General features: G+C 61.2%; 16 protein-coding genes. 10 read left to right on the forward strand and 6 right to left on the reverse strand.

The annotated features are described in order from the left end of the window. Positions 1 to 56 precede the first annotated feature (56 nt). Complete coding sequence (locus tag J3P93_RS01050) at positions 57 to 1,202, forward strand: MFS transporter (RefSeq protein WP_434594366.1); 1,146 nt, start codon at positions 57 to 59, stop codon at positions 1,200 to 1,202. 121 nt (positions 1,203 to 1,323) lie between these two features. On the opposite strand, the gene J3P93_RS01055 is transcribed toward J3P93_RS01050, so the two are convergent. Both J3P93_RS01055 and J3P93_RS01060 read right to left on the reverse strand, forming a co-directional pair. Beyond that, positions 1,324 to 2,892 (reverse strand): phospholipase D family protein, encoded by a 1,569-nt coding sequence (locus J3P93_RS01055; protein WP_434594369.1) that lies wholly within the window; start codon positions 2,890 to 2,892, stop codon positions 1,324 to 1,326. A gap of 61 nt (positions 2,893 to 2,953) precedes the next feature. Next, positions 2,954 to 4,375: a PLP-dependent aminotransferase family protein gene (locus J3P93_RS01060; RefSeq protein WP_434594372.1), complete on the reverse strand. Its 1,422-nt coding sequence runs from the start codon at positions 4,373 to 4,375 to the stop codon at positions 2,954 to 2,956. Between the two features lie 175 nt (positions 4,376 to 4,550). Between J3P93_RS01060 and J3P93_RS01065 the strand changes: the two genes are divergently transcribed. Continuing rightward, on the forward strand, positions 4,551 to 4,793 hold the full coding sequence (locus J3P93_RS01065; RefSeq protein WP_434594375.1) for a DUF1127 domain-containing protein: 243 nt from the start codon (positions 4,551 to 4,553) through the stop codon (positions 4,791 to 4,793). 142 nt (positions 4,794 to 4,935) lie between these two features. Here J3P93_RS01065 and J3P93_RS01070 read toward each other — a convergent pair whose 3' ends face one another. Then, a complete protein-coding gene (locus J3P93_RS01070) occupies positions 4,936 to 6,246 on the reverse strand; it encodes an NAD(P)/FAD-dependent oxidoreductase (RefSeq protein WP_434594378.1) in 1,311 nt (436 codons plus the stop codon). 144 nt (positions 6,247 to 6,390) lie between these two features. Here J3P93_RS01070 and J3P93_RS01075 point away from each other — a divergent pair, with 144 nt between their 5' ends. After that, positions 6,391 to 6,744, forward strand: coding sequence for a YkgJ family cysteine cluster protein (locus J3P93_RS01075; RefSeq protein WP_090287488.1), 354 nt, complete (start codon positions 6,391 to 6,393; stop codon positions 6,742 to 6,744). Positions 6,745 to 6,873: 129 nt separating this feature from the next. Here the strand turns inward: J3P93_RS01075 and J3P93_RS01080 are convergent, their stop codons facing one another. Next, positions 6,874 to 7,362 (reverse strand): Lrp/AsnC ligand binding domain-containing protein, encoded by a 489-nt coding sequence (locus J3P93_RS01080; protein WP_010465173.1) that lies wholly within the window; start codon positions 7,360 to 7,362, stop codon positions 6,874 to 6,876. A 154-nt stretch (positions 7,363 to 7,516) separates the two neighbouring features. Here J3P93_RS01080 and dadA point away from each other — a divergent pair, with 154 nt between their 5' ends. From dadA to J3P93_RS01110, 6 genes are all read left to right on the forward strand, one after another. After that, positions 7,517 to 8,821, forward strand: a complete 1,305-nt coding sequence (dadA, locus tag J3P93_RS01085; protein WP_434594382.1) for a D-amino acid dehydrogenase — start codon at positions 7,517 to 7,519, stop codon at positions 8,819 to 8,821. Next, a complete protein-coding gene (locus tag J3P93_RS01090) occupies positions 8,793 to 9,146 on the forward strand; it encodes a RidA family protein (RefSeq protein ID WP_090287484.1) in 354 nt (117 codons plus the stop codon). The genes dadA and J3P93_RS01090 overlap by 29 nt, the downstream gene beginning before the upstream one ends. 94 nt (positions 9,147 to 9,240) lie before the next feature. Further along, on the forward strand, positions 9,241 to 10,314 hold the full coding sequence (gene alr, locus J3P93_RS01095; protein WP_434594385.1) for an alanine racemase: 1,074 nt from the start codon (positions 9,241 to 9,243) through the stop codon (positions 10,312 to 10,314). An 88-nt stretch (positions 10,315 to 10,402) separates the two neighbouring features. Beyond that, complete coding sequence (locus J3P93_RS01100) at positions 10,403 to 10,951, forward strand: cupin domain-containing protein (RefSeq protein ID WP_016772566.1); 549 nt, start codon at positions 10,403 to 10,405, stop codon at positions 10,949 to 10,951. 183 nt (positions 10,952 to 11,134) lie between these two features. Beyond that, the gene (locus tag J3P93_RS01105) at positions 11,135 to 11,548 is read left to right on the forward strand and encodes a c-type cytochrome (protein WP_434598522.1); all 414 of its coding nucleotides are present in this window, start codon (positions 11,135 to 11,137) and stop codon (positions 11,546 to 11,548) included. Between the two features lie 372 nt (positions 11,549 to 11,920). After that, positions 11,921 to 13,843 carry an acetyl-CoA hydrolase/transferase C-terminal domain-containing protein gene (locus J3P93_RS01110; protein WP_434594389.1) on the forward strand — a complete coding sequence of 641 codons (1,923 nt, stop codon included), beginning with the start codon at positions 11,921 to 11,923 and terminating at the stop codon, positions 13,841 to 13,843. A 131-nt stretch (positions 13,844 to 13,974) separates the two neighbouring features. Here the strand turns inward: J3P93_RS01110 and J3P93_RS01115 are convergent, their stop codons facing one another. Together J3P93_RS01115 and rep are read right to left on the reverse strand one after the other, a co-directional pair. Next, positions 13,975 to 14,547 (reverse strand): xanthine phosphoribosyltransferase, encoded by a 573-nt coding sequence (locus tag J3P93_RS01115; RefSeq protein ID WP_203419986.1) that lies wholly within the window; start codon positions 14,545 to 14,547, stop codon positions 13,975 to 13,977. Positions 14,548 to 14,604: 57 nt separating this feature from the next. After that, on the reverse strand, positions 14,605 to 16,614 hold the full coding sequence (rep, locus tag J3P93_RS01120) for a DNA helicase Rep (protein WP_206414469.1): 2,010 nt from the start codon (positions 16,612 to 16,614) through the stop codon (positions 14,605 to 14,607). A gap of 271 nt (positions 16,615 to 16,885) precedes the next feature. On the opposite strand from rep, the gene J3P93_RS01125 reads away from it, so the two are divergent. Continuing rightward, positions 16,886 to 18,559 (forward strand): putative bifunctional diguanylate cyclase/phosphodiesterase, encoded by a 1,674-nt coding sequence (locus J3P93_RS01125; protein WP_434594393.1) that lies wholly within the window; start codon positions 16,886 to 16,888, stop codon positions 18,557 to 18,559. Positions 18,560 to 18,575: the final 16 nt, after the last annotated feature.

Here is an 18,575-nt window from a genome sequence, read left to right on the forward strand (position 1 = left end):
CTCGCTCCCACAATGGTTTCGTGGTGCACATAAAAATATCCACAGGAGCGTGGAACATGCGGTGGGCAACGTATTTCGCCGTGTTGGCGTCTGTCTTGAGTGTCGGCCTGGCCCTGGGCGTGAGCATGCCGTTGGTGTCGCTGCGTCTTGAAGGTTGGGGCTACGGTGCTTTCGCCATCGGCGTGATGGCGGCGATGCCGGCAATTGGTGTGTTGCTGGGGGCGAAGGTTTCCAGCCATCTCGCCGCGTACTTCGGCACGGCGAATCTGATGCGCTTGTGCCTGTGGGCCGGGGCCCTGTCGATCGGCCTGCTGGCACTGCTGCCGAGTTATCCGGTCTGGCTGCTGCTGCGCCTGCTGATCGGGGTGATCCTGACTATCGTGTTCATCCTTGGCGAAAGCTGGATCAATCAACTGGTGGTCGAGCAGTGGCGCGGGCGCCTGGTCGCGTTGTATGGCAGCAGCTACGCGCTGAGCCAACTGTCGGGGCCGTTGCTGTTGGGTGCGCTAGGCACTGAGCATGACTACGGTTTCTGGGTCGGGGTTGGCTTGCTGACCGTTTCGCCGTTGTTGTTGCTGGGGCGCAGCGGCGCGCCAAGCAGTGAAGCAAGCAGCGTGACTTTCGTAGATCTGTGGGGCTTTGCCCGCGAACTGCCGGCGATTGCCTGGGCGGTGTCGTTGTTTGCCGCGTTTGAGGCAATGATCCTGACGTTGCTGCCGGTGTATTGCCTGCAACAGGGTTTCACTGCGGAAATTGCCTTGGCCATGGTCAGCACCGTGGTAGTCGGCGATGCGCTGTTGCAATTGCCGATTGGCGCCTTGGCCGATTATCTGTCGCGGCGCACCTTGTTCGCCGGCTGTGCTGTGGTGTTGATGCTCTCGAGTCTGGCGATTCCGCTGCTGCTCGACACGCTGCTGATCTGGCCGTTGTGGGTACTGTTCGGTGCCAGTGCTGGCGGGCTGTTCACCCTGTCACTGATTCTGATCGGCGAGCGTTATCGCGACGATGCGCTGGTTCGCGCCAACGCGCATATCGCGCAGCTGTGGGGTATCGGTTGTCTGGTCGGACCACTGGCGGCAGGGGCGGGTAGCCAGTGGATTAATGGGCATGCGTTGCCGCTGTTGATGGCGGCGGGGGCGTTTGGATTGGTGCTGTTGCTATTGCGCCAAGGGGCGTTTGGCACAACGGCAAAAGCTGCCTGAGCACATCCCTTGTGGGAGCGGGCCTGCTGGTGAAAGCGGTGCATCAGTCAACTTATTTGCTGGATGTGAAACCGCTTTCGCGAGCAGGCTCGCTCCCCCAGGGGATCACCGTCAGCCGAGATCAGAGCATGCGCTCAAGGCCCACGCTGGTGCTGAACCACGCATTGAAGCGCCGCCACCAGCTCCCCGGCTCCTTGGTCAGCGTGTGCATCTGGCCGTTGTCCTCGGTGACCCAGACGACCTGGCCGTTTTCCAGTTTCGCCTGGTAACTCAGGTTCGGCGCCATGCCTTGCAGCGCCAGTGCGCGGACATGCTCGGCCAGTTCCGGGCTGTCGACCAGTACGCCGACTTCGGTGTTCCACAGCACTGAGCGCGGGTCGAAGTTGAACGAGCCGATAAACGATTTGCGTCGATCAAAGATCATCGCCTTGCTGTGCAGGCTGGAATCCGAGCCGCGATACGACTTGCTGTAGAACAGCCGCGGACCACTGCCGTAGTTATCCCCAGGCTGGCGCCGCAGTTCATACAGTTTCACGCCGTGCTCCAGCAAAGCTTTGCGATACGGCGCATAGCCGCCATGCACTGCCGGGACATCGGTAGCCTCCAGCGAGTTGGTCAGCAGATTCACCGAAACCCCGGCGTCGGCGCGCCCGGTCAGGTAGACCAGCCCCGGCTGACCCGGCACGAAATACGCCGAAATCATGATCAGCTCTTTGCTCACTCCGGTCAGTTCCGGTGCCAGTTGCGTGGTCAGCAGCAGGTGCGGGTCGGGTTCGCCCTTGGACAGCACCTTGCTCGGTGCATCCCACAACGCCTGATTCCACGCCCAGATCAGCTCTTTGCGCCAGATGTCCATGCGCGGGTCGGTCTTGAATTTCATCAGCTGTTGATACAGCGCGTGATTCTGCTTGCGGGTTTCTTCCAGCGATTCTTCCAGGCGCGTGCGGGTGTTCTGCAGGTCCGTGGCGCTCGGTCTGGCCGAGAGAAATTCCTCGATCGGTTTGCTCAGCGCGCTGTTCCAGTACTGATCGAAGCTGTGTCCGAGCTGCGCGGCAACCGGTCCGATACTGAGCATGTCGATGTCGGTGAAATTCAGGTTGGGCTCGGCATCGAAATACTCATCGCCCAGATTGCGTCCGCCGACGATCGCCGCGCTGTTATCCGCCAGCCATAACTTGTTGTGCATGCGCCGGTGTTGCACGGACAGGTTGAACAGCCGTCCCGCCGCCCGCGTGACGCCGGTGCTGCGGCCTAGATGCAGGGGGTTGAACAAGCGAATCTGGATCTGTGGATGCGCCGCCAGCGTGGCGATGATCTGGTCGAGGCCGTCGCTGGTGGTGTCGTCGAGCAGAATGCGCACACGCACGCCACGGTCGGCGGCCTTGAGCACTTCCTCCACCAGCATGCGTGTGCTGATGCCGTCGTGAACGATGTAGTACTGCAGATCGAGACTGGTCTGGGCGTTGCGAATCAGCTCGGCGCGGGCGGTAAACGCCTCGCCGCTGTCAGACAACAGGCGAAAACCCGATTGCCCCTGGTAGGGCGCGGCCTGAGCCTGAATCGAACGGCCGAAAGCCGAGTCCGACGCCGGCAAGGCCTGGCTCGGTTCGCGCGGCACATCGAGGCTGGCGCAACCGCTCAGGAACGAGGCGAGTAACAGCAAAGCGAGTAGGGGCTGTCTGAGGCTCACGTAGGATCGTTCCGGTTGGCGGCTAAGGTCGGCATTTTGGACGCCGGGCGCGGGAAAAAGGTCAGTCGCTCTCGGCAAGCAATTTGATCGCGGCGGCGCCGACCCTGCGCACTGCTTCTTCGATCTGTGCCGTTGGTTTGGCAGCGTAGTTCATCCGCAGGCAATTGCGGTACTTGCCCGAGGCGGAAAAAATGCTGCCAACAGCAATCTGTACGCCTTGATCGTGCAGCGCGCGATTCAGTTTCAGCGTGTCGAAGCCTTCCGGCAGTTCCACCCAGAGCATGAAGCTGCCCTGCGGGCGACTGGCGCGGGTGCCGACGGGAAAGTAACGGGTGACCCAGTCGATCATCGCATCACGATTGCGCTGGTATTGCATGCGCATACGCCGCAAATGCGGCTCGAAGTGGCCGGCCTTGAGGAATTCGGCGATGGCAATCTGCGGTTGCGGCGCGGTCGAGCCGGTGCTGATGTATTTCATGTGCAGCACCCGCTCCAGGTAACGGCCGGGTGCGACCCAACCGATGCGCAGCCCCGGCGCCAGGGTTTTGGAAAACGAGCTGCACAGCAATACGCGGCCGTCTTCGTCGAAGGATTTGATCGTGCGCGGACGCGGGTAGGAATACGCCAGCTCGCCATACACATCGTCTTCGATGATCGCCACGTCAAAGCGCTGGGCCAGCGTCAGCAGCGCACGTTTGCGCGATTCGGGCATGACGTAGCCGAGCGGGTTGTTGCAGTTGGGCGTCAGTTGTATGGCCTTGATCGGCCATTGTTCGAGTGCCAGTTCCAGCGCGTCGAGGCTGATGCCGGTGAGCGGGTCGGTGGGTATCTCCAAGGCTTTCATGCCCAGGCCTTTAAGCGTTTGCATGGCGCCGTGAAAGCTCGGCGAATCCACCGCGACGATGTCGCCCGGTTCGCAGATCGCATGGATGCTCGTGGACAGCGCCTCGTGGCAACCGGTGGTGATCACCAGATCGCCGGCGCTCAACTGGCAGCCGGAGTCGAGCATCAGCCGCGCAATCTGCTCACGCAGTTCGAGGTTGCCGTGGATGTTGTCGTAATACAGACCGGGCATGTCCTGTCGGCGGCTGATCCGCGCCAGACCGCGCAGCAGCGGTTTCATCGTTGGTGAGCCAACGTCGGGCATGCCGCGACCCAGTTGCACGACGTCTTTGCGCGGCACCGCGCGGATCAGTTCCAGCACCTGATCCCATTGCGAAATCTCTACCGGCCGTTGCGCCGGGCGGCCCACGACGGGCAGCTCCGGCAGCTCGCGACCGACCGGGACAAAGTAGCCGGACTTGGGTTTCGGCGTGGCGAGGCCGCTGTCCTCGAGCATGCGATAGGCCTGTTGCACCGTGCTCAGGCTCACTCCGTGCTCGACGCTCAAGGCGCGCACCGAGGGCAAGCGATCGCCGGGCCGATAGAAGCCCTGTTCGATGCGGGTGCCGAGCAATTCGGCGAGGTTTACATACAGAGTCATGGCGCCCTCGGTGCAGTTGAGCAAGAACCAGTACAGATGCGGCAAAAATTGATCATTCAGTCGGCAAATCAGCAAATCTGTATGGAGTTAATACCGGTTCTTTGCGTCTGTAATGGTTTTGCTCGCTCGCGCATCATGAAATCTCTGGCTACCCAAGTAAACAGGAGCGACAAAAATGAACGGCTTGAGCGATGTGCGGCTGACGTTACACAGTCAGGAACTGGCGGCAGGGCAGAAGGAGCGGGCGCGCAATGAACCGCGCAATGCGCCGTCCGGGCTGAGTCGCTGGGGTCTGTTGTGGCACCGTCTGCACACGCGCAAGGCGTTGCTGGCGCTGACCACGGATCAGCTCAAGGACGTCGGCCTGACCCGTGAACAGGCATTGGAGGAGGGCTTGAAGCCGTTCTGGCGGATCTGAGATCTGTATCGTCCATGCGCACTTCATCGCTGGCAAGCCAGCTCCCACAGGTCTTCGAGTGAACACGAATGTTGTGAACACCTATGATCTCTGTGGGAGCTGGCTTGCCAGCGATGGCGACATCAGCGGCGCTGCGGGACTGTCAGACCAATTCTTTGAGCCGGTGCCACAACATCCCCAACGCCAATAACGGCGAGCGCAAATGCTTGCCACCGGGAAAGGTGATGTGCGGCACTTTGGCAAACAGATCAAAACCCCCACCCTGTTGCCCACTGATCGCCTCCGCCAGCAGCTTGCCTGCCAGGTGCGTGGCATTCACGCCGTGCCCGGAATAGGCCTGGGCGTAATACACATTCGGCTGATCGGCGAGCCGGCCAATCTGCGGCAGGCGGTTGGCGCCGATGCCGATCATCCCGCCCCACTGATAATCGATCTTCACCCCAGCGAGTTGCGGGAACACCTCAAGCATCTTCGGCTGCATATACGCGGCGATGTCTTTCGGATCGCGCCCCGAGTAATGGCAGGCGCCGCCGAACAGCAGGCGTCGATCCGCCGACAGTCGGTAATAATCCAGCGCGACACGCTGGTCGCAGACCGCCATGTTCTGCGGCAGCAGGTCGTGGGCCTGAGCTTCGCTCAACGGCTCGGTGGCGATGATGTAGCTGCCGGCCGGCAGGACTTTGCCGCTGAGCTGTGGATTCAGATCATTCAGATAGGCGTTGCAGCCCAGCACCAGGGTCTTCGCCCGTACCGAACCCTGTTCCGTGTGCACCTTCACTTCGGTGCCGTAATCGATGCGGATCACCGCCGACTGCTCGAACAGCTTCACGCCCATCTGCTGCGCCGCGGCGGCTTCGCCGAGCGCCAGGTTCAGCGGGTGCAAATGCCCGGAGCCCATGTCGATCAAACCACCAACGTAGCGTCTGGAGCCGACCACGGTGTGCATCTCATTGGCTTGCAACAGCCGGGTTTCGTGGCGATAGCCAAGGCTGTGCAGCTCTTCGACATCCTCGACAAAGCCCTGCAGATCAGATGGCTTGTTAGCCAGGTCGCAGTAACCCCAGGTCAGATCGCAGGCGATCCTGAAACGCTCGACGCGCTGGCGAACGATCTCCACCGCTTCCAGGCCCATGAGTTTCATCGCCCGCACGCCGTCGGTACCAACGACGTTGGCGAATTGATCGAGGCCGTGACCAACGCCGCGAATCAGCTGTCCGCCGTTGCGTCCGCTGGCGCCCCAGCCGATCTTGTTCGCCTCCAGCAGGACGACACTGAAACCGCGTTCAGCCAGTTCCAGCGCGGTGTTCAAACCGGAAAACCCGCCACCGACCACACAGACGTCGGCCAGCACTTCACCTTGCAGCCGCGGATGGTCTGGCTGCGGCAGGCTGCTGGCGGCGTAGTAGGAGGCAACGTGGGGTTGGCTCGCGAAAGTGTGGGCGCGGGCGGTCATGGGCGTCATCCTGAGGCGGTGTCGAGAAAATTTGACGGAGCATAAGCCGCACGCCCGAGCACGGGCAACATTGGTCGGCGTACGGTGTCTGACTCAGGCCTTTTGCGGCACAATTGCCATCCATTTCCCTCGGTCACTGTTTCGATGAGCTGCAACAGCCAGAAAATCCGCACGTTGCGTCAGCAGATTCCCTCGTTCGAGTGCGTACCCGGCTGCCACGACTGCTGCGGACCGGTGACCACGTCACCCGAGGAAATGGCCCGACTGCCGCGCAAGACCCGCGCTGAGCAGGACGCGGCGATGCAAGAGCTCAACTGCGTGCACCTGGGGCCGAATGGCTGCACGGTGTATGAGGAACGGCCATTAATCTGCCGGTTGTTCGGGACGACCAAGACCCTGCCCTGCCCGAATGAGCGGCGGCCGGTGGAGCTGATTCATCCGCGGGTGGAGAAGCAGATATTTGAGTACATGGCCGCGAATCGGCAGGTGTTGGTTTGACTCGATAAACCGAGTCGCCTGCATCGCTAGCAGGGCTAGCTGCCACAGAGTTTGCAGGTGTGCACATTATTTGTGTTCACCACTGAACTTGTGGGAGCCAGCCTGCTGGCGATGGCTGCGGCACAAATTTCAGTCAGGAATCGGCAGGCACAGGCTCTCTTTGACTTCTTCCATGACGATGTAGCTCTTCGATTCGCGTACATGCGGCAGTTTGAGCAGGATGTCGCCGAGCAGCTTGCGGTACGAGGCCATCTCCGAAATCCGCGCCTTCACCAGATAGTCGAAATCCCCTGAAACCAGATGGCATTCCAGGACGTGGGGCAATTTCAGCACCGCACGTCGGAACTCCTCGAAAGTGTCGCCGGATTTGTAGTCGAGGCTGATCTCGACGAACACCAGCAGGCTACCCTTCAAATGCTGCGGATTGAGCCGGGCGTTGTAGCCCATGATGATCCCTTCGCGCTCCAGACGGCGCACGCGCTCGGTGCAGGGCGTGGTGGAGAGACCGACCTTTTCCCCCAGTTCGGTAAACGAAATGCGCCCGTCCGCCTGCAGGATCCGCAGGATGTTGCGGTCGATCTTGTCCAGCTCGCGCTTGGTCTGGGTGTTGGTCCGCATAGGGGATGCGCCTCCGTGAAAAGGGTTTTTGCCGAGAATTGTCGCCAAATATAGGCGCTTATATAGTGAAAAGCACTGGCATTTCTTTTTTACACTGCGCGCATCATTGCTTGAACAACACAGCTCGGCACAAAGCCGCGATGAGGGATTGAAAATGCGCGTCATGGTCTTGGGTAGCGGCGTCATCGGTACCGCCAGTGCTTACTATCTGGCCCGTGCCGGGTTTGAAGTGGTGGTGGTCGACCGGCAGCCCGCCGCGGCCATGGAGACCAGTTTCGCCAACGCCGGCCAGGTCTCGCCGGGCTACGCCTCGCCGTGGGCCGCACCGGGCGTACCGCTCAAGGCGATCAAATGGCTGCTGCAACGCCACGCACCGCTGGCAATCAAGGCCACCGCCGACATCGACCAATACCTGTGGATGGCGCAGATGCTGCGCAACTGCACCGCCAGCCGTTATGCGGTGAACAAGGAGCGCATGGTGCGGCTGTCCGAGTACAGCCGCGACTGTCTCGACGAACTGCGCGCCGAAACCGGCATTGCCTACGAAGGCCGCAGCCTCGGCACCACGCAATTGTTCCGCACCCAGGCGCAACTGGATAACGCCGCCAAGGACATCGCCGTGCTGAAAGAGTCCGGCGTGCCGTTCGAAGTCCTCGACCGCGCCGGCATTGCCCGCGTCGAACCGGCGCTGGCCGGCGTCACCGATATTCTCGCCGGCGCCCTGCGCTTGCCGAACGACCAGACCGGCGACTGCCAGATCTTTACCACTCGCCTCGCCGACATGGCGCGCAAGCTCGGTGTGGAATTCCGCTTCGGCCAGGACATCCAGAAGCTCGACTACGCCGGCGACCGCATCAACGGCGTGTGGATCGACGGCAATCTGGAGACCGCCGATCGCTACGTGCTGGCGCTGGGCAGCTACTCGCCGCAACTGCTCAAGCCGCTGGGCATCAAGGCCCCGGTGTATCCGTTGAAGGGTTACTCGCTGACCGTGCCGATCACCAACCCGGACATGGCGCCGACCTCGACCATTCTTGACGAGACCTACAAGGTAGCGATCACCCGGTTCGACAACCGTATCCGCGTCGGCGGCATGGCCGAGATCGCCGGTTTTGACCTGTCGCTGAACCCGCGTCGGCGCGAAACCCTGGAGATGATCGTCAACGACCTTTATCCTCAGGGCGGCAATCTGGCCGAGGCAAGTTTCTGGACCGGCCTGCGTCCGACCACGCCGGACGGCACGCCGATCGTTGGCGCCACACCGTTCAAGAATCTGTTCCTCAACACCGGTCACGGCACCCTGGGTTGGACCATGGCGTGCGGTTCCGGGCGTTTGCTGGCCGATCTGATGGCGAAGAAAAAGCCGCAGATCAGTGCCGAAGGCCTCGATATTTCCCGTTACGGCAACCAGACCCAGGAGTCCGCAAAACATGTCAATCCAGCGCCAGCTCACCAATGAGCGCATGAGTCAGATCGTCAGCCACAACGGTACGGTGTATCTGGCCGGGCAGGTCGGTGACGACTTCGAAGCCGGGATTGAACAGCAGACCCGCGACGTGCTGGCCAATATCGAGCGCCTGCTCGATCTGGCCGGCACCGACAAACAGCATCTGCTCTCGGCGACGATCTACCTGAACGACATCGAGGCGCACTTTGCCGGGATGAACTCGGTGTGGGACCAGTGGCTGCCCAAAGGCGCCGCGCCGGCCCGCGCCACTGTCGAAGCGAAGATGGCCAAGCCGAGCATCCTCGTCGAGATCTCCATCGTCGCCGCGCTGCCGTAAGCCGTAGCAAATATCCCTCTCCCGGCGCTGTTGGCGGTTCACGCCGCCAGTCGGCGCCGGTTTTTCTTCCATGACTGCCTAGAAGTCCGCCGCCATGCGTCCTGCCCGAGCCCTGATCGACCTTCAAGCCCTGCGCCACAACTACCGAATTGCCCGCGAAGTCACCGGCGCCAAAGCGCTCGCAGTGATCAAGGCTGACGCCTACGGCCATGGCGCGGTGCGCTGTGCTCAAGCGCTGGAAGCCGAGGCTGACGGGTTTGCCGTGGCGTGCATCGAAGAAGCGCTGGAGCTGCGCGCGGCCGGGATTAGCGCGCCGGTGTTGCTGCTCGAAGGTTTCTTCGAGGCGGATGAGCTGGCGCTGATCGTCGAGCATGATTTCTGGTGCGTTGTGCATTCGCTGTGGCAGCTCGAAGCCATCGAGCAGGCGGCGCTGAACAAACCAATCACGGTGTGGCTGAAGCTCGACTCCGGCATGCACCGCGTCGGCCTGCATCCAAAAGATTATCCGGCTGCCTATCAGCGCCTGCTGGCCAGCGGCAAAGTGGCGAAGATCGTGTTGATGAGCCACTTCGCCCGTGCCGATGAGCTGCACGCGCAGAGCAGCAGCGAGCAGGTGGTTGTCTTCGAGGCGGCGCGCCAGGGCCTGGCGGCGGAGGTCAGCCTGCGCAATTCGCCGGCGGTGCTGGGTTGGCCGCAGATCCACAGCGACTGGGTGCGCCCCGGCATCATGCTTTACGGTGCGACGCCGTTCGAAGAAGCCAACGCTGTGGCCGAACGTCTGCAACCGGTGATGACCCTTGAATCGAAAGTTATCAGTGTCCGTGAGCTGCCGGCGGGTGAACCGATCGGCTACGGCGCGAAATTCATCACCGACAAGCCGATGCGCATCGGCGTGGTCGCCATGGGCTACGCCGACGGCTATCCGCGTCAGGCGCCAACCGGCACTCCGGTGCTGGTGGCTGGCCAGCGCAGCCGTCTGTTGGGGCGCGTGTCGATGGACATGCTATGCATCGACCTCACCGATGTGCCGAATGCGGGCCTCGGTTCAACCGTCGAGCTGTGGGGCAAGAACATCCTCGCCAGCGACGTGGCGCAGTGGGCCGATACCATTCCGTATCAGATCTTCTGCAACCTGCGCCGGGTGCCAAGGCTCTATTCCGAGGCCTGACGCCAGCGCGGGGGCCAAGTGTTGTAAATACTGAACGCTGTCGCCATGATACCGCTCAATATTCTTACAACATCAGGAGGCTCCCGCCTTGGACGTCGGTGAACGACTGCAATCGATCCGCAAGCTCAAAGGGCTTTCCCAGCGCGAACTCGCCAAACGCGCGGGCGTCACCAACAGCACCATTTCGATGATCGAGAAGAACAGCGTGAGCCCTTCGATCAGTTCGCTGAGAAAGGTGCTCGGCGGCATTCCCATGTCCATGGTCGAGTTCTTTTCCGAAGAGATCCTGCAAGACCAGCCGACCCAGATCGTCTACAAGGCCAACGAGCTGATCGACATTTCCGACGGCGCCGTGACCATGAAACTGGTCGGCCGCGCGCACCCCAGCCGCGCCATCGCCTTCCTCAATGAAATCTACCCGCCGGGCGCCGATACCGGCGAAGAAATGCTCACCCACGAGGGCGAGGAAACCGGGATTCTGGTCGAGGGTCGGCTGGAACTGGTGGTCGGTCTGGAAACTTTTATCCTCGAAGCCGGCGACAGCTACTATTTTGAAAGTACCAAGCCGCATCGTTTCCGTAATCCCTTCGATGTGCCTGCGCGACTGATCAGCGCAGCCACACCGGCGAATTTCTAAAGCGAGAGGCGCCAGGCCCTGATGGCCAAGGCTCCCGGAACTGTTTGACCGATGCGCAACAAGACCCCTTTAAAAATGGGGTTGTTTCAGTGTGGCGGGCTACCCGCTATACTTGCGCCCGCCTGCGAACCGTGGCCGCAGGCGTGAATAGCCACCATTGAGGGTGAACGCGTGAACCTAATTATGAAAATGCTGGCTGCACCAGCAACCGTACTGGCCCTCTGGGCTGTCAGCGCTCAAGCTGCGACTAACGACGACATTGCCAAACGCCTCGAGCCGGTTGGCCAGGTGTGTGTTCAGGGCAAGGAATGCAAGGGCATGGAAGTGGCTGCAACCGCTGGCGGCGGCGGTGGAGCCAAGGCGCCTAAAGACGTGATCGCCAAACACTGCAACGCTTGTCACGGCACCGGCCTTTTGGGCGCGCCGAAAATCGGCGACAAGGCCGCCTGGAAAGAGCGGGCCGATCACCAGGGTGGTCTGGACGGCATCCTCGCCAAAGCGATTACCGGTGTTAATGCGATGCCACCTAAAGGCACCTGCGCCGATTGCACCGATGAAGAACTCAAGGGTGCGATCAAAGAGATGTCCGGTCTGTAATCAGCGGCGCTCTCGACGTAAAAAACCGTCTTCGGACGGTTTTTTTGTGTTTGTGGTTTTTGCACCTTCGATTAATTCAAAACCCTGACCCTCACCCCAGCCCTCTCCCGGAGGGAGAGGGGGCCGACCGAGGTGTCTGGCGTTGAACATCGACCTGAAAGACCGTGGCGATTATGGATTCGCAACAGCGGTTTCAGGTCGCTGCAGATTCCAAATATCCCCGAATCGGTCCCCTCTCCCTCCGGGAGAGGGCTAGGGTGAGGGCAACCCTTTAAAGCCAAACAAACATCTCGAAACCAAACGCTGTCCTTTGCAGCAAACTCAAGGCAATCTCGGTCTACCCCTATCAACGGAACGGGCGGGAGGCTTCAGATGGTGCAGTTGTGTTCGATCGAACAGGCAGTGGACGACGTGCTCGCGCGCCTGCCGGCGCATATCCACATGGGCCTGCCGCTGGGGCTGGGCAAGCCCAACCACTTCGTCAACGCGCTGTACCGGCGCATCAAAAACCTGCCCGAGCGCCAGCTGACGATCTATACCGCGCTGTGCCTGGGCCGGCCAAGTCTGGGCGATGGTTTGCAGAAGCGCTTTATCGAACCCTTTGTCGAACGGGTTTTCGGCGATTATCCCGAGTTCGATTTTCTCGCTGATCTGCAGCGCGACAGCCTGCCGGCCAACATCCGCATTCAACAGTTTTTCATGCAGCCCGGCAGTCTGCTCAACAGCGCACCGGCCCAGCAGGATTACGTCAGCAGCAATTACAGCCACGCCGCCCGGGATATCAACGCCGCCGGCCTGAATCTGGTGGCACAGTTGCTCGCCAGCAGCAGCGAGCACCCGGACCGCTTGAGCCTGAGCTGCAACCCCGATATTACCCTCGACTTGTTGCCTATGATCGCGAGGCGCCGCGAAGCCGCCGAGACGATTGTGCTGGTCGGCCAGGTTCACACCGATCTGCCTTACATGCCCGGGGATGCCGAAGTCGATATCGACACCTTTGATTTGTTGATCGACGAGAAGGACAGCAGCACGCTGTTCTCGACGCCGAACATGCCGGTCGGTTTCCAGGATCACTTCATCGGTTTACATGCCAGCACCCTGGTGCGCGACGGCGGCACGCTGCAGATCGGCATCGGCTCGATGGGTGATGCGTTGACTGCAGCGTTGCTCGCGCGTCAGGCCGACAACGGCGGTTATCGCGCGCTGCTCGATGACGTCAATCTGAGCCAGTGGGCGCAACTGATCGAGCGCGAGGGCGGCACCGCACCGTTCGCCAAAGGTTTGTATGGCTGCAGTGAAATGTTCGTCAACGGTCTGTTGGTGCTGGCGGAGGCCGGGATCATCCGGCGCAAGGTCTACCCGGACGTGCCGACCCAGGAGCAGGCCAATGTCGGCACCCTCGACGAGGCGGCGCAGCCTGATGGCATTTGCGTACACGGCGGCTTCTTCCTCGGCCCGCGCAGCTTCTATGAACGTTTACGTGAATTGCCGCAGAGCAAATTGCTCGAATTCAACATGACCCGCATCAGCTACATCAACGAGTTGTACGGGCAGGAAGAACTCAAGCGTTTGCAACGCCTCGATGCGCGGTTCATCAACACGGTGTTCACCATGACCCTGCTGGGCGCCGGGGTGGCCGACCAGTTGCAGGACGGGCGCGTGCTCAGCGGCGTCGGCGGGCAGTACAACTTCGTCGCCCAGGGCCATGCGCTACATGACGCACGTTCGATCCTGATCCTGCGTAGCTGGCGCGAGTCGGGGGGCGAGGTCAGTTCGAATATCGTCTGGGAATACGGTCATTGCACGATTGCGCGACATCTGCGCGATATCGTTGTCACCGAATACGGCATCGCCGATCTGCGCGGCAAGCCCGACGCGGCGGTGATCGAGGCGCTGCTCAATATCAGCGACTCGCGCTTCCAGCCGGGGCTGATCGAACAGGCACAAAAGGTTGGCAAACTGCCAAAGGACTTCCGCATCGATCCACGTTTTGCCGACAACACGCCGCAACGCTTGCAGGCGATCGCCGCACGGCATCCGAATCTGTTTCCGGAATATCCGCTGGGTTGTGATTTCACTGCGATCGAGCGAGATCTGCTGCGCGCGCTGAACTGGCTGAAGAGCAAGTTCAAGCTGACCGAGATACTGGAACTGGGCAAGGCTGCGCTGGATGCGCCGGAGGCCTCGTCGTTTCCTGAACACCTGGAACGGATGCAGCTCACAAACCCCGAAGGCCTCAAGGAAGAGCTGTTTCAACGCCTGCTGCTTACGGGCCTGAAAGCCACCGCGCAATAACTGCCCGCCCCAAAACCAACTGTAGGAGTGAGCCTGCTCGCGATGGCGGCGCATCACTCACCGAAAGGGTCGACTGACACTGCGCTATCGCGAGCAGGCTCACTCCTACAGGGGATCGGCGGTGTGGCGGATTATTCGATGAAGGTAACGACGCCATCCTTCAGCGACTTGACCCGGGCCAGCGACTCAACGCGGTAGCCCTGCGAATCCAGTTCGGCGCGGCCGCCCTGGAACGACTTCTCGATGACGATGCCCAGACCGGCCACGGTGGCACCGGCCTGTTTGATGATCGAGATCAACGCCTGCGAGGCCTTACCGTTGGCCAGGAAGTCGTCGATGATCAGCACGCGGTCGCTGCTGGTCAGGTGGCGCGGGGAAATCGCCACGGTGCTTTCGGTCTTCTTGGTGAACGAGTAGACGGTCGCCGACAGCAGGTTTTCAGTCAGGGTCAGGGACTGCTGCTTGCGGGCGAAAATCACCGGCACGCCGAGGTTCAGACCGGTCATGATCGCCGGAGCGATGCCCGACGCTTCGATGGTGACGATCTTGGTGATGCCCGAGTCCTTGAACAGCGCGGCGAATTCGTCGCCGATCAGCTTCATCAGGGCCGGGTCGATCTGGTGGTTCAGGAAGGCGTCGACCTTCAGGACCTGGTCGGAAAGCACAATGCCTTGTTCGCGGATTTTCTGCTGCAATGCTTCCATGAAGCTGTCCTCATTTGGCGCGTTGTGCGCCGAAGGTCTAGTAAAAAGGGGTCAATTCTAGCGCTTTAACATCGCGCGTATATCGGCCAAAGCGTTATTGCCGCGCACGGCTTTGACTTCGGTCGGGGTGTCGTCGTTGCCTTCCCAGGCGAGGTCGTCCGGCGGCAGCTCATCGAGGAAACGGCTCGGCGCACAGTCGATGATCTCGCCGTACTGCTTGCGCTTGGCGGCGAAAGTAAACGCCAGGGTCTGACGGGCGCGGGTGATGCCCACGTAGGCCAGGCGGCGCTCTTCTTCGATGGTGTCGGCTTCGATGCTGGAGCGGTGCGGGAGGATTTCCTCTTCCATGCCCATGATGAACACGTAAGGGAATTCCAGCCCCTTGGAGGCGTGCAAGGTCATCATTTGCACGCCTTCGGCGCCGTCCTCTTCTTCCTGCTGACGTTCGAGCATGTCGCGCAGCACCAGTTTGCCGATGGCGTCCTCGACGGTCATTTCGCCTTCTTCGTCTTTTTCGAGGGTGTTTTTCAACGCCTCGATCAAGAACCAGACGTTGCTCATGCGGTAGTCGGCCGCCTTGTCGCTGGAGCTGTTGGTGCGCAGCCAGTTCTCGTAGTCGATGTCCATGACCATGCTGCGCAGCGCCGAGATCGGATCTTCGCCGGCGCACTGCTCGCGGACCTTGTCCATGAAGCGCTTGAAGCGCGACAGGCGATCGGTGAAGCGGCTGTCCAGATGCTCGCCGAGGCCGATTTCGTCGGTGGCGGCGTACATCGAGATCTTGCGTTCGGTGGCGTAATTGCCGAGTTTTTCCAGGGTGGTCGAGCCGATTTCGCGACGCGGCACGTTGATCACCCGCAGAAAGGCGTTGTCGTCATCCGGGTTGACGATCAGGCGGAAGTAGGCCATCAGGTCTTTCACTTCCTGGCGGCCGAAGAAACTGTTGCCGCCGCTGAGGCGGTACGGCACCTGGTGGTGCTGCAGCTTCAGCTCGATCAGCTTGGCCTGATAGTTACCGCGATAGAGAATCGCGAAATCGCTGTACGGGCGGTCGGTGCGCAAGTGCAGGCTGAGGATTTCCATGGCCACGCGCTCGGCTTCGGCATCCTCGTTGCGGCAACGGATCACGCGGATCTCGTCGCCGTGGCCCATTTCACTCCACAGCTGCTTTTCGAATTCGTGCGGGTTGTTCGAGATCAGCACGTTGGCGCAGCGCAGGATGCGGCTGGTCGAGCGGTAGTTCTGCTCGAGCATCACCACTTTCAGCGACGGGTAATCGTCCTTGAGCAGCATCAGGTTTTCCGGCCGCGCGCCGCGCCAGGCGTAGATCGACTGGTCGTCGTCGCCCACCACGGTGAACTGGTTGCGCTTGCCGATCAGCATCTTCACCAGCAGGTACTGGCTGGCGTTGGTGTCCTGATATTCGTCGACCAGCAGGTAACGCACCTTGTTCTGCCACTTTTCGAGAATGTCGGCGTGTTCCTCGAAGAGTTTCACCGGCAGCAGGATCAGGTCGTCGAAGTCCACCGCGTTGAACGCCTTGAGCGTGCGCTGGTAGTGGGTATAGACGATGGCGGCGGTCTGTTCCTTGGGATTGCGCGCGTTTTCCAGGGCCTGCGGCGGCAGGATCAGGTCGTTTTTCCAGGCGCCGATCATGTTCTTGATCTCGTCGACGCCATCGTCGCCTGCATATTCCTTCTGCATGATGTCGGTCATCAGGGCTTTGACGTCGGTCTCGTCGAAAATCGAGAAACCGGGTTTGTAGCCCAGCCGCGCATGCTCCTTGCGGATGATGTTCAGGCCCAGGTTGTGGAAGGTGCAGACCGTCAGGCCGCGGCCTTCGCCGGCACGCAGCAGGGTGCCGACCCGCTCTTTCATCTCGCGCGCGGCCTTGTTGGTAAAGGTCATGGCGACGATGTACTGGGCGCGGATGCCGCAGTTCTGGATCAGGTGCGCGATTTTGCGCGTGATCACGCTGGTCTTGCCGGAGCCAGCACCGGCGAGCACCAATAGAGGGCCGCCGACGTAGTTCACGGCTTCTTGCTGCCGGGGATTGAGTCGGGACATACGAAAATTCGGGAGTCGTTGACGAAATGGGCCGGCATTTTAACAGGCTCAGCGAATTGTGCTGCTCTGTCCGACTTGTGACGTAGCACGCGATACGGATTTGCCGGTTTTGTTACTTTCACGCAGGATGCGCGGTGATTTTGCGGCTAATGTTCTCATTTGTGACCAAAGATAACGTTTTGTCCGACGTTGATGGTCATGCGCATTGGTCAATGTTACACACAACGGCATAATGCCCAGCCCACATCATTGCAGAGTCTAGGGAGTCAGCTTGTCTACGCCTGTCGAGCCCTTGCGTTTGCTGTTACTGGCCGAAGAGCCAGCGTGGACAGCGTTATTGCGCGAGTGTCTGGCGCCCATGGGGAGCGCGGCGGTGCTGATCAGCGCGCCGAGCTGGGAGTCGGTCAGCAGCCTGTTCGAAGACAACCGCCATGCGGTGTTGTTGACCATTCCTGCGTTGCAACCGGCCCCGGGTCGTTGCAGCCTGCCAACGGTATTGCTGCTCGATCACGAACCGGCCACGGCGCCGGACGGGGTCAGTGACTGGCTGGCGTTCGACGCCCTCGATGCTGGCATGCTGCGCCGTTGCCTGCGCCATGTGCGCGAGCGCGGCGTCCTTGAAAACACCTTGCAACGCCTGGCCGAACAGGATCCGCTGACCGGTATCGCCAACCGCCAGGGTTTCCAGACCCTGCTGACGGCGCGTCTGGCGGAAAACGACGGCCGTGGCCTGGCTCTTGGGCATCTCGACCTCGACAACTTTCGCCACGCCAACGACGCCCTCGGCCATCAGGCTGGCGACCGGCTGATCCTGCAAGTCGTCGCGCGCCTGAAAAGCCAGCTTGAGGCCGGTGATCAACTGGCGCGACTGGGCAGTGATGAATTCGCCTTGCTGATCGACACCCGCCGCGCACCCGAGCGGGCCGAGTGGATGGCCGAGCGCATCACCGAAGCGCTGGCCGAACCGTATTGGGTTGATGGCGAGAGCCTGCTGATCGGCTCCAGCCTTGGCATCGCCCACGCCCGCGCGCAGGCCGGCGCCGACCCGCTGATGTGGCATGCGCACATCGCCATGCAGCAAGCCAAAAGCACCCAGGGCTGCACCTTTCATATCTTCAACGAACGGATCAACCGCAACGCGCGGAGCATGGCCGATCTGGAAAGCGAGCTGCGCCGGGCGCTGCGGCGCGATGAGCTGGAGCTGCATTACCAGCCACGGCTCAACCTTGAGGATGGCCAGATCGTCGGCCTCGAAGCCCTGGTACGCTGGCGTCATGGCGAACGCGGCCTGCTGCCGCCGAGCGAGTTCGTGCCGCTGGCCGAGCAGAGCGGTTTGATCGTGCCGCTGGGCTACTGGGTGATTTCCCGCGCCCTGCGCGACATGCAGGCGCTGCGCGAGCAAGGCCTGCCGGCGCTGCACATGGCAATCAACTTGTCGTTCCGCCAGTTTCAGGACAGCCAGTTGCTGCCGACCCTGAGCCGGCTGATTCTCGAACGTGGGGTCGAGGCGCAGTGGCTGGAATTCGAACTGACGGAAACCGCGGTGATGCGCCGCAGCGATCTGGTCAAGCAGACCATGGATGCCCTCGGCCGCCTCGGTGTGCGCTTTTCGCTGGATGACTTCGGCACCGGGTTCTCGTCGTTCGTGCACCTCAACAGCCTGCCGATCACCTTGCTGAAGATCGACAAAAGCTTCGTCGGCGGCATGGAACAGCGTGAAGAGAACCGCAAACTGGTGCACGCGATGATCAATCTTGCACACAACCTGCACCTGGAAGTGGTGGCCGAAGGCGTCGAAACCACGGAGCAGCTGGAATTGCTGCGCGGTTTTGGTTGCGACCAGGTGCAGGGTTATCTGATCAGCCGGCCGTTGCCGCTGGCGGAGCTGGTGGAGTATCTGGTGTCTGGATCGAGTCAACAGCCAGCCCTGGAGATTGTGAGCTAAACATCTGTCCCTGTAG

Source organism: Pseudomonas sp. R3-57 (assembly GCF_051132065.1).
Classification (GTDB): Bacteria; Pseudomonadota; Gammaproteobacteria; order Pseudomonadales; family Pseudomonadaceae; genus Aquipseudomonas.

What these genes read in the sequence shown, in the direction of transcription:
- J3P93_RS01060 (WP_434594372.1), bottom strand. Translation starts at nt 4,375, where the DNA reads ATGACTCTGTATGTAAACCTCGCCGAATTGCTCGGCACCCGCATCGAA.
- J3P93_RS01105 (WP_434598522.1), top strand. Translation starts at nt 11,135, where the DNA reads ATGAAAATGCTGGCTGCACCAGCAACCGTACTGGCCCTCTGGGCTGTC.
- J3P93_RS01050 (WP_434594366.1), top strand. Translation starts at nt 57, where the DNA reads ATGCGGTGGGCAACGTATTTCGCCGTGTTGGCGTCTGTCTTGAGTGTC.
- J3P93_RS01070 (WP_434594378.1), bottom strand. Translation starts at nt 6,246, where the DNA reads ATGACCGCCCGCGCCCACACTTTCGCGAGCCAACCCCACGTTGCCTCC.
- J3P93_RS01090 (WP_090287484.1), top strand. Translation starts at nt 8,793, where the DNA reads ATGTCAATCCAGCGCCAGCTCACCAATGAGCGCATGAGTCAGATCGTC.
- J3P93_RS01110 (WP_434594389.1), top strand. Translation starts at nt 11,921, where the DNA reads ATGGTGCAGTTGTGTTCGATCGAACAGGCAGTGGACGACGTGCTCGCG.
- J3P93_RS01080 (WP_010465173.1), bottom strand. Translation starts at nt 7,362, where the DNA reads ATGCGGACCAACACCCAGACCAAGCGCGAGCTGGACAAGATCGACCGC.
- dadA (WP_434594382.1), top strand. Translation starts at nt 7,517, where the DNA reads ATGCGCGTCATGGTCTTGGGTAGCGGCGTCATCGGTACCGCCAGTGCT.
- J3P93_RS01115 (WP_203419986.1), bottom strand. Translation starts at nt 14,547, where the DNA reads ATGGAAGCATTGCAGCAGAAAATCCGCGAACAAGGCATTGTGCTTTCC.
- alr (WP_434594385.1), top strand. Translation starts at nt 9,241, where the DNA reads ATGCGTCCTGCCCGAGCCCTGATCGACCTTCAAGCCCTGCGCCACAAC.
- J3P93_RS01075 (WP_090287488.1), top strand. Translation starts at nt 6,391, where the DNA reads ATGAGCTGCAACAGCCAGAAAATCCGCACGTTGCGTCAGCAGATTCCC.
- J3P93_RS01065 (WP_434594375.1), top strand. Translation starts at nt 4,551, where the DNA reads ATGAACGGCTTGAGCGATGTGCGGCTGACGTTACACAGTCAGGAACTG.
- rep (WP_206414469.1), bottom strand. Translation starts at nt 16,614, where the DNA reads ATGTCCCGACTCAATCCCCGGCAGCAAGAAGCCGTGAACTACGTCGGC.